Raw genomic sequence first — 9,477 nt, 5'->3', positions numbered from 1 at the left:
AAACTGGTCAGCGGAAGCGCCGCAGCTTCCGTAAAGGAGAGGGTGTTCGGTTTCAAGGCCACCAGCCGTTCATCCACCAGTTGCCACGTTGCGTAGGAGCCGGCCCTCTTGAGATCCCCACTGTAGAAGACTTCGTCACCAACTTTGAACCGCGTTGCATCCGTGCCATGGGCAAGCACGATGCCTGCTGCGTCCCACCCCAAGATGACAGGCTGTCCGTCGGAGCCGGATCGCCTGGTTCGAACCTTGTAGTCGATAGGATTCAACCCGACGGCCTTCACCTCAACTAATAAATCACGACCGCTGGGTGTCGGGTCCGGCAACTCCATGGGTTGCAGATTGAATTGATCCAGCGAATGGGCATGGGTATACCCGATCACCTTCATCACTCACCTCCATGTTTGGCTATCTAGAGATACGACTTGATCTCCGTCAAGACAAGGATGCACATTCGGAGTTATCTGATTCATCGGTCCTGGTCATTCACGAGGTTGGTGTTCATTACAGAAACTCTTGCAGTAATTACCAACACCCTCATCTGGTTCACGGACTTAGATTTCAATCTTCAGCTGGTTCCGCTCCAGAAGTGTTCAGGCCTCCTCTGTTGGATCGGAAATTCCGCCGGGCTAGGGGACCCACAGATAGCAGCTGAATTGTGACGTTCTACAAAACTTCGAATGTGCAATTCTGTTCTTCACTGATCGATTGGATTCATACGCTGCTCAAACTCCTTTCGATCAAGCTTCATCAAATCTTTAGAGGCAGCAATGCTTTTGGCCAATCTCATAACCACTGAGGAGGCACAGAGAGGGCCAGCATCCAGCAGAGCATCTCCCAGAGCGTTTCCAATTTTCACCTCCGGCTGTGTGAGAAAAGTCTCATATCGTTCGGCATGTTGTGCTATATCCAGCTCCCCACCAGCTACAGACAACAATTCCGCTGCAGCGGCTGCCAAAAATACTGCTGCTCGCTGGCCAGTAGTGGCCTTCATTTTGACTGCCAGAAGAAGTCTAACTGCTACCACAAGTTCAGGAATTGGATCGTTCTTCCTTTTTCTTGCCATGATGACCTCTCCTAGTTTTTGTTACCTTGTGGAAGTATGACCACGCGTGAATGCGGCATCTCCAAACATTCGAATGTCGTTCAGCATGGCATCAAGTGAATCGCTAGTACCACAGAGTCGACAACTGCCTTTGGGCATGCTTATTCCAGAGATTGGCTGACGACTATAACACGGTCGTCGCTGTGGCTGAACTGTGGCAGAACTATCCTGTCCGATCTGTTTTCATCGGCATCTCTCCTACCTCTTGATCCTCTGTAAGTGATTGAGATTGAAACGATGCGGTATTATCGGAGCCTATAGTCTCTGACCCTGTAGGGGCTTCAAATCTCGCGGACTCTGTCGTCCTAGCGAGCCACCTTCTCTTTCACTACTCTCCCTGAATCGGAATGTACATGATGTTGCCCTGGCGGTTCACCAGGAGGAGGGCGAGGTCGGCGGGTTTGAGGGGATCGGCGAGACGTTGCAGTATCCCGAAGCTGTTCACATGCTGTCGGTTCAGTTCCAGGACCACGTCGCCCGGCTGCAAGCCGGAGGCTTCGGCCAAGCTCCCTTCTTCAATATCCGTCACCACGACTCCGCTATTCACCGGCAAATCCATCTGGCGTGCGAGAGGTGGCGTCACGTCATCGAAGACCACGCCTGCGAGAGGATGGACCGTCGATGCCGTCGACGACGCAGCCTGACTTTTCTTCGTCCGTTCACGCGGCGCTTCTTGAATGATCAGCTCAGCCTGATAGCCCTTGCCTTCCCGGATAAGGTCCAGACGATGCTTGCTGCCGATCGGTGATTGCGCCACCAAGTTCCGCAGCTGGCCGCTGTCCATCACGTCGCGCCCGTCGAAACGCACCACGACATCGCCCCGTTTCACACCGGCCCGTTCGGCCGATCCCTTAGATTGCACGTCCGTCACGATCGCACCTTTGACGTCCGGCAGGCGAAAAATCTTCCCCAGATGGGGACTGACGTCTTGCGTCGAGGCCCCTAGAAATCCCCGCACCACGCGGCCTGTCTTAATGAGGCTTTGCATGGCGGCGCGGGCCATGTTGCTGGGAATCGCAAACCCGACCCCCACACTTCCGCCGGTGGGACTGGCAATGGCCGTATTGATCCCGATCAGCTCGCCCTGGATGTTCACGAGCGCGCCGCCGGAATTCCCGGGATTGATCGGGGCATCGGTCTGGATGAAGTCTTCGAAGTCCGCTACGCCGACGTCTGCGCGACCGACCGCGCTCACGATGCCGAATGTGACGGTGCGGCTCAAGCCCAGCGGGTTCCCGATGGCAAGCACGAAGTCGCCGACGGCCAGATGGCTCGAATCTCCCCACACGGCCGTCGGCAGATTCGACGCGTGAATCTTCACCACCGCGACGTCGGTTTTTGGATCCGTCGCGACGACCTTGCCTTTGTATTGGCGGCGATCGGCCAAGATGACTTCCACATCGACGGCATCGGCGACCACATGATTATTCGTGATGATGTAGCCGTCCGGTGTGACGATCACGCCGGACCCCTGGCCATATTGCCGGCGAGTCGGCGGCTCTTTAAACAGACCAAACGGCAATGCCTCGTCGCTGAACGCCTGATCGCGCACCATGACCGTCGAGGCGATACTCACCACCGCTGGGATGACTTTATTCGCGGTCCCTTTCACCTGGCTTTGCAAATCGGAACTGTTTACGGCGGATATCTGCTGAGTGCCGGCCGATCCTGAAACAGGAAACGTCAGACTGCCCAGAACTCCCCAGATGACGAGGCGCGTCAGAAGTCTGCTCCGTTTCACCGATGCGGATCTCCTATGAGAATGGATGATGCGTTCATACCAATGCCGTCGGCCAGCCTATCACGCAGGACAAGCCCATGCATTCATAATCTTGATAAGACACCCTGGGCATCTCGGATGACATCCCTTGCACGCAGTCATGACCTGGGCGCATACATCATGATGCTCACGCCGAGCAGGCAGAGAACGGCTCCCAATGCGTCGTAACGATCCACGGTGGTTCCGTCAATGCCCCACCCCCACAGTAAGGACAGTAAAATAAACATGCCGCCGTACGCCGCATAGACCCGTCCAAAGTGAGCAGGCTGTAGAGTCGGAATAATGCCGTAAAGAATCAGGATGACAGCGCCCGCTGCGCCGTAGCTCCAGTGCCGGCCCTCTCTAATCGCCAGCCACACCAAGTATCCGCCGCCGATTTCACACAAGCCGGCCAGAACAAAAAGCCCGAACGAGCCAGCGAGGGACATAGATTCCTCCTTCACGATGCGCCGCGAACGGTGGCAGGCCGCATGTCCGGCTGAGGGTCACTGATTCGTTGCTCTGCCCGCTGTTCAATCCATCGATACAAAACAGGCAGCACGATCAACGTCAATGCCGTCGATGAGATTAATCCGCCGATGACGACGGTCGCCAGTGGTCGCTGGATCTCAGAACCTGGTCCGCTCGCAAGGAGCAGCGGCATCAGCCCCAGAGCAGCCACGAGTGCCGTCATCAATATGGGCCGAAGTCGCATGACCATGCCGGTCAACACCGCCTCGTCAAGCGGCATGCCCTGGTGTCGCAATTGGTTGATGTATGAGATCTTCACGACCCCGTTCAGCACGGCCACTCCGAAGAGAGCGATGAAACCGACGGAGGCCGGGACCGAAAGATAGAGTCCTGCGATCAGCAGCGCCGCGAGGCCGCCGACCATGGCAAATGGAATTGCGAGCAGAATCAACGCCGCCTGCCGTAGATTTCCAAAGGTCAAAAACAAGAGCAGGAAAATGAGCCCGGTGACCAGGGGCACCACGATAGCCAGGCGGGTCATGGCTCGTTGTTGATTTTCGAATTGCCCTCCCCATGTCACGTAATAGCCGGGCGGAAGCCGGACCAGACTTCCCACCGCTGCCTGGGCTTCTTCGACGGCGCCGACAAGGTCGCGCCCGATCACATTGACTTCGACGACGATGCGGCGGCTGGCTTGCTCGCGGCTGATTTGCGCCGGACCTTCCACGATCTGAATATCCGCAAGCTCCCGCAGCGGGATGCGGGAACCATCCGGCGCCGTCACCCACAAGGCGGCGATCGACTCGACATCGGCCCGCCGGTCATCCGGAAATCGCACCATGATCGGGAACCGCCGTTGCCCTTCGAAGACTTCTCCCGCCTCAATCCCTGCCCCGACGGCCTCGATAACCTCCGTGATGTCGGCTACATTGATTCCATGTCGCGCCACCTTGGACCGGTCGATGTCGAGTTTCAAGTAATACAGCCCTGCGATCCGCTCCACGCGCAGATCGGATAGGCCTTTCACCTGTCGTACTGTCCGAGCGATCTCGTCCGCCTTCACCTGTAACATAGTGAGATCGTCGCCGAACAGCTTGATCGCCACCTGCGACCGGACTCCGGACACCAACTCGTCCACGCGCATCGCGATCGGCTGGGATAACCCGAACGCAATGCCGGGCACCTGTTCCAGTCGCTCGCGGATCTGTTGTTCAATCTCGCTTTTCGTCCGGGCCCGCCGCTCTGATTCCGGCTTGAGCAAGACGTACATATCGCTGAGTTCCATGCCCATGGGATCCGTCCCCAATTCGTTCGCGCCGGTACGCGACACCACGGAACGCACGTCCGGGATATCCAGCAAGAGCCGTTCGACTTCACCCGCTATCTTGAGTGATTCGCTCAGGCTGATACTCGGAAGTCGCACCAAATTCACTACGACCGACCCTTCATCCATAATGGGCACGAACTCTCGGCCGATGAACGGAATCAGCGCCAATCCGCCCGCGAGCAGGGCAGACGCCGCCCAGATGACGACGGGTGTTTGACGAATCGCCTGCTCCAAGAATCGTCGATAGTACCGACGCCCCCGCGTCAACGCATGCCCGGCTCCCTTCGCCGGGCGTGGACGCATCAACATGGCCGCCAACACGGGCACCACCGTCATCGAGAGCGCCAGCGAACTCAACAGGACAATCACCACCGTCAACGCCAGCGGAATGAACATTTTGCCTTCGATGCCTTGGAGCGTCAGCAACGGCACGAATGTCAGGGCAATAATCAATTCCCCGAAGAGACTCGGTCGCCGCACTTCCAGCACGGCCCGAAGCACCACGGGGAGCCGTTCCGCCAAGGTCGTCGGAGGACTGAGGCCTTCTGATCGCTCATTCAAGTGACGCTCCACGTTTTCCACCTGCACGATCGCCGCATCCACGATCATCCCCAGGGATATCGCGAGACCGCCCAACGACATGAGATTCGCCGACAGACCGGTCCGCTGCATAATCAGGAAGGTGGCCAATGTCGCCAGCGGCAGCATGAGGGCGACCACGAGCGCGCCGCGCACATTCCGAAGAAACAGATAGAGAACCAGGACCACCACCGCGGCCCCCTCCAATAGCGCTCGCTCGACCGTATCGAGCGCCCGGGTGACGAGTTCGAGGCGATCATAGAACGGGGTCAGCGTCACACCGGCCGGCAACACGCGATTGATCAGCGCCACCTTGTCCTTCACCGCGGATACCACCTCTCGGCTGTTTCCTCCTCGCATCATCACGGCGATCCCTTCGAGCACCTCCCCCTTTCCATCTCGCGTGACACCGCCTAGCCGGACGGCGTGGCCTTGCCGAACCTGGGCCACGTCGCGGAGATACACCGGCGTCCCTTTATGAGCCGCGACGACGATGCGTTCCAAATCCTCCGAGGATCGCGCCAGTCCTTGTCCCGTGACGACCAGCTTGTCGCCGCCCTTCTCGATGTAACTGCCCCCGGCGTTCTGATTATTTTCCGTGACGGCTGTCTGCACCCGGCGCAACGTCAGGCTCAGACTCGTGAGTCTGCTCGGGTCCACGAGGACCTCGTACTGCTTCGCCAACCCACCCAAGGTGTCGACGTCCGCCAAACCCGGCACCGCCCGCAACATCGGTCGAACCACCCAGTCTTGGAGCGTACGCAAATCCAGGAGATCGTGCGACGGCCCCTCCATGAGATACATAAACACTTCGCTCAGACCCGTGCTCACCGGTCCGAGCAGGGGTTCAGCGCCCCGCGGAAGCTTGGATCGCGTTTGGACGAGTCGTTCTAGAATCAATTGCCGCGCGAAATAGATATCGACACTCTCCTCGAACACGACGGTAATCACGGAGAGCCCGAAGCGAGAGACCGACCGCAACTCCGTCTTGCCCGGCAGGTTGGTCAATTCGATCTCAAGCGGAAAGGTCACGAGCCGTTCGATTTCAGGCGGAGCGAGCGCCGGGGCGCGGGTGATGACTTGGACTTGGACGGGCGTCACGTCCGGAAAAGCGTCGATGGACAGACGGTTGAATGCCGCGACTCCGCCCACGATCAATGCCGCACCCGCAAGCAGCACGATCAGCCGCTGCTCCAGCGAGAGACGGATCAGCCGTTCCATCATAGCGGACCTCCCATCGGCATTTGCTCGCGGAGCGCTTCGGACTTCAAGGCATAACTTCCCTGAGTAACGACCTCGTCACCCTCTTTCACACCGGTCTTGACTTCGACATGATCGTTCGAAACCTCGCCGATTTTCACTTCTCGCGATTCAAATCGGCGGGGACCTTGCGCGACGAACACCATCGTCCGGCTGCCGACCTGCTGGATGGCCGTACGGGGCACGGCCAAGACCGACTGCTCCGGCGTGATCAACGTCACTTCGGCGAACATTTCCGGACGTAAGCGCCGGTCGGGGTTGGGAATATCCGAACGCGCCATGATCGTCCGAGTCGCCGGATCCACCATGGCGCCCACATAGCTGACGGTGCCGCGAAAGACAGTATCCGGGTAGGCCGCCACACGCACATCGACATTCAGTCCGGATTGCAGTCGCCCGGCCTGTTGCTCCGGAAAGTCCGCGCGAACCCACACGGTAGAAAGGTCCGCAACGGCGAAGAGCACCTTATTGGGATCGACCACCTCCCCGACCGTCGCGTTCCGCTCGACGACTTCACCTGAAAACGGAGCTCGGAGAAACACCTGCGCCACCTCCGCATGCGGCAACTTCTCCGCGCCCAACCGTTCGATCTCTCGCTCCGTCATGCCGAGGAGATGCAGTTTCTCTTCGGCTTCGTGGAGGTCGGCTTTGGCATTTTCGGAGTCGGCCTCGCGCCGCTGATATTCGCCGGCTCCGATGGCACCTCGCTCAAAAAGCGCCTGGGCCCGTTCGAGCGCCTTTTCCGTTACTCTTGCCGCCGTCCTGGTTTTACGATATTCCAACTGCGCCTCTCCGAACGCCGGGCTATCAAGCAGGAGCAGACGGTCTCCGGATTTGACCCGATCGCCGAGATTGGCATACACGGCCACGATCCGCCCCGGCACGCGGGCGCTGAGATGCGCGAGTCGATTCTCGTTGGAAAGAATCTTTCCCGCTTGCGCCTTCAAGGACATCTGTATGGGATGGAATCCCACCCGCTCTGTCTGAAGCTGCGCAAGCGTCGCGCTCCCTTCCTGCAACTCGATCACACCGGACTGAGCCGATGATGTGACTGAAGCCGGTGGCTTCACTGCTTCATCTTGTTTAGCTTGGCAAGCCGTAACAGCGATCGCCGCCGTCAGAACCGTGAGAAAGGAGCGCACGACCGTGGACGGCGGACGCAGCAGGCTGAATCTCATGGCAAACCTCCCACCGCCTGTTCCAGTCTCGCCAGCGCAAGCGAATAGGCTGCTCTGGCCTGTGTCGACTCAAGAAGCGTCTGACGGTAGACGCGCTGCGCGTCGATGACTTCGAGAAGACTCGCCACGCCGTTCCGAAAACTGAATTGCGCGATATCGAGCGCTTCCTTCGCTTGATAGAGAAGCCCCCTTTCGAAGACCTGGATCTGCCGCCGAGCGGTCTGCATCTCTTGGAAATACTGCGTCACCGCCTGTTCCAACTCGTACTGGATTCGGAGACGTTCGGCTTGCGCTCGATGATGCGTCCCCACGGCTGTGCCGATCTCTCCCTGTCGCCGATACCAAAGAGGGACCGGCACGCTCAATCCCGCCACGATGGATTCGTCGCCGGCTTCCCGATGGTACTGCCCGATGACCGACACATTCGGGATACGCGCCGCGCGTTCATGCTCCAGCGAAAATCGGGCTTGCTCCACCGCTTTCTCCTGCCGGCGAAGCGCCGGATGGCGGGCCATGGCCTGCTCCGTCAGGAAGCGAAGATCCGGATCGGCCTTCGGCGCCTCAAATTCGCCGTGAATGGCGAATCGCTCTCCCAGCGCCTTTCCCGCGATCTTGTTGAGATTGGCGCGTGCGACCAGCAATGCGTTTTCCGCGCGCGCCAGGTCCTTATCGGCCTTTTGCAGCTCCACCGTCGCTTTGACCAATTCGAATTTCGGCGACTCTTTCGTTTCCACCCGAGCGCGAATGAGCGTGACGAAATCCTCGACGGTTCTGAGATTTTCTTTGGCCAGCTGCGCATCCTGTTGGGCGAACAGCAATTGATAGAATCCGGCCTTGACTTCCGCCGTGACCGTCACTTTGGCTTCTTCGATTGCGGCGAGCGCGCCGGAGAATCCCGCGTCCGCGGCTCGCTGTCGTGCCGACCGTTTTCCCGGCCATTCCAGCGGCTGCTCAACCGTGATCGTCCGTTCCGCGATTGAGACACCCGTACGCGGGTCTCGAATCGAACCCCGGCCGGCCGCGCCGGTCACGGTCGGATTCAAATAGGCACCGGCGGCGATCTGTCTGCCTTGGCTTTCTTCCAACGCAGCCGCCACCCCGGTCATGACCGGACTGTGTTTATGCGCAAGGGTCAAGATTTCAGGCAGTGAATAGGGCGAGATATGGGAATCGTCAGCCCTTGCCATGTCGCTCACGGTGTGAAGATCCAGAAAACAATAGACGACGAATGCGATCGCGATCTTATACGGAATCATAATCGTCTCCTCGAGAGACACATGCACCCGGCGACGCCCGAGCGATAGGCACCCTCAGGGGGTCTACGACGGCGCGACGTGTTGTGAAAGAATGCGGATTAGACGAGAAGATGGGGCGGCGCGCGAGAGAAAACCGAACGAACAAATGGTTTCGGCGGCGAGACGGCACCGGCGCTGTTCTGAATTCGGGCACACCGCTCCATGCCTGAAACTTCGGCAGGCGAAGCTCCCAGCACCGGCACTAAAAACGGCTTGAGCGACTTTCGATCGGTTGCATCGCTCAGGAGTGATAAACCGAACTCGGGATGCCTGTCTCCGACATGGGCGAACCGGGCACCGATACCTGGATCACCTTGCCGATCGTGGTCGGACTCGCAGTCGAGGTCGGATGACCACGCCATGTGCACCGTCCCACCGTGAACATGCCCGACTTCTCCATGCCGATGGTCCGCCTCGGGATGGACATGGAACAAGGGTGCCGCGAGCATCCAGAGAGCTGCCCAGGCCAGCACAACCATCCGAGACCAAGATGATGTTCCATTTTT

At 58.9% G+C, this 9,477-nt stretch carries 8 protein-coding genes; all 8 read right to left on the bottom strand.

From position 1 onward, the window contains the following. Positions 1-386: alcohol dehydrogenase catalytic domain-containing protein (locus COMA2_RS10305; RefSeq protein ID WP_175304522.1), on the bottom strand; the 386-nt coding region annotated here is incomplete at its 3' end. 308 nt (positions 387-694) lie between these two features. Beyond that, positions 695-1,063 (bottom strand): hypothetical protein, encoded by a 369-nt coding sequence (locus tag COMA2_RS10300; protein WP_090897344.1) that lies wholly within the window; start codon positions 1,061-1,063, stop codon positions 695-697. A gap of 367 nt (positions 1,064-1,430) precedes the next feature. Next, a complete protein-coding gene (locus COMA2_RS10295) occupies positions 1,431-2,843 on the bottom strand; it encodes a Do family serine endopeptidase (protein WP_175304521.1) in 1,413 nt (470 codons plus the stop codon). Between the two features lie 137 nt (positions 2,844-2,980). Next, entirely contained in the window at positions 2,981-3,310 is a 330-nt protein-coding gene (locus COMA2_RS10290; RefSeq protein WP_090897339.1) for a YnfA family protein, read from the bottom strand. A gap of 11 nt (positions 3,311-3,321) precedes the next feature. Further along, entirely contained in the window at positions 3,322-6,462 is a 3,141-nt protein-coding gene (locus tag COMA2_RS10285; protein WP_090897336.1) for an efflux RND transporter permease subunit, read from the bottom strand. Beyond that, on the bottom strand, positions 6,459-7,676 hold the full coding sequence (locus COMA2_RS10280; protein WP_090897332.1) for an efflux RND transporter periplasmic adaptor subunit: 1,218 nt from the start codon (positions 7,674-7,676) through the stop codon (positions 6,459-6,461). The genes COMA2_RS10285 and COMA2_RS10280 overlap by 4 nt, the downstream gene beginning before the upstream one ends. After that, on the bottom strand, positions 7,673-8,932 hold the full coding sequence (locus COMA2_RS10275) for a TolC family protein (protein WP_090897329.1): 1,260 nt from the start codon (positions 8,930-8,932) through the stop codon (positions 7,673-7,675). Before COMA2_RS10275 ends, COMA2_RS10280 begins: the two co-directional genes overlap by 4 nt. A 98-nt stretch (positions 8,933-9,030) precedes the next feature. Beyond that, positions 9,031-9,420, bottom strand: a complete 390-nt coding sequence (locus COMA2_RS10270; RefSeq protein ID WP_139077251.1) for a hypothetical protein — start codon at positions 9,418-9,420, stop codon at positions 9,031-9,033. Positions 9,421-9,477: the final 57 nt, after the last annotated feature.

The organism is Candidatus Nitrospira nitrificans, assembly GCF_001458775.1.
GTDB classification, from domain to species: domain Bacteria; phylum Nitrospirota; class Nitrospiria; order Nitrospirales; family Nitrospiraceae; genus Nitrospira_D; species Nitrospira_D nitrificans.
This window is presented reverse-complemented; position numbering and strand designations above follow the sequence as displayed.

Bases quoted from the DNA above. Each gene is read 5' to 3' on its own strand.
- COMA2_RS10300 (WP_090897344.1), bottom strand. From the start codon at position 1,063: ATGGCAAGAAAAAGGAAGAACGATCCAATTCCTGAACTTGTGGTAGCA.
- COMA2_RS10290 (WP_090897339.1), bottom strand. From the start codon at position 3,310: ATGTCCCTCGCTGGCTCGTTCGGGCTTTTTGTTCTGGCCGGCTTGTGT.
- COMA2_RS10285 (WP_090897336.1), bottom strand. From the start codon at position 6,462: ATGATGGAACGGCTGATCCGTCTCTCGCTGGAGCAGCGGCTGATCGTG.
- COMA2_RS10280 (WP_090897332.1), bottom strand. From the start codon at position 7,676: ATGAGATTCAGCCTGCTGCGTCCGCCGTCCACGGTCGTGCGCTCCTTT.
- COMA2_RS10275 (WP_090897329.1), bottom strand. From the start codon at position 8,932: ATGATTCCGTATAAGATCGCGATCGCATTCGTCGTCTATTGTTTTCTG.
- COMA2_RS10270 (WP_139077251.1), bottom strand. From the start codon at position 9,420: ATGCTCGCGGCACCCTTGTTCCATGTCCATCCCGAGGCGGACCATCGG.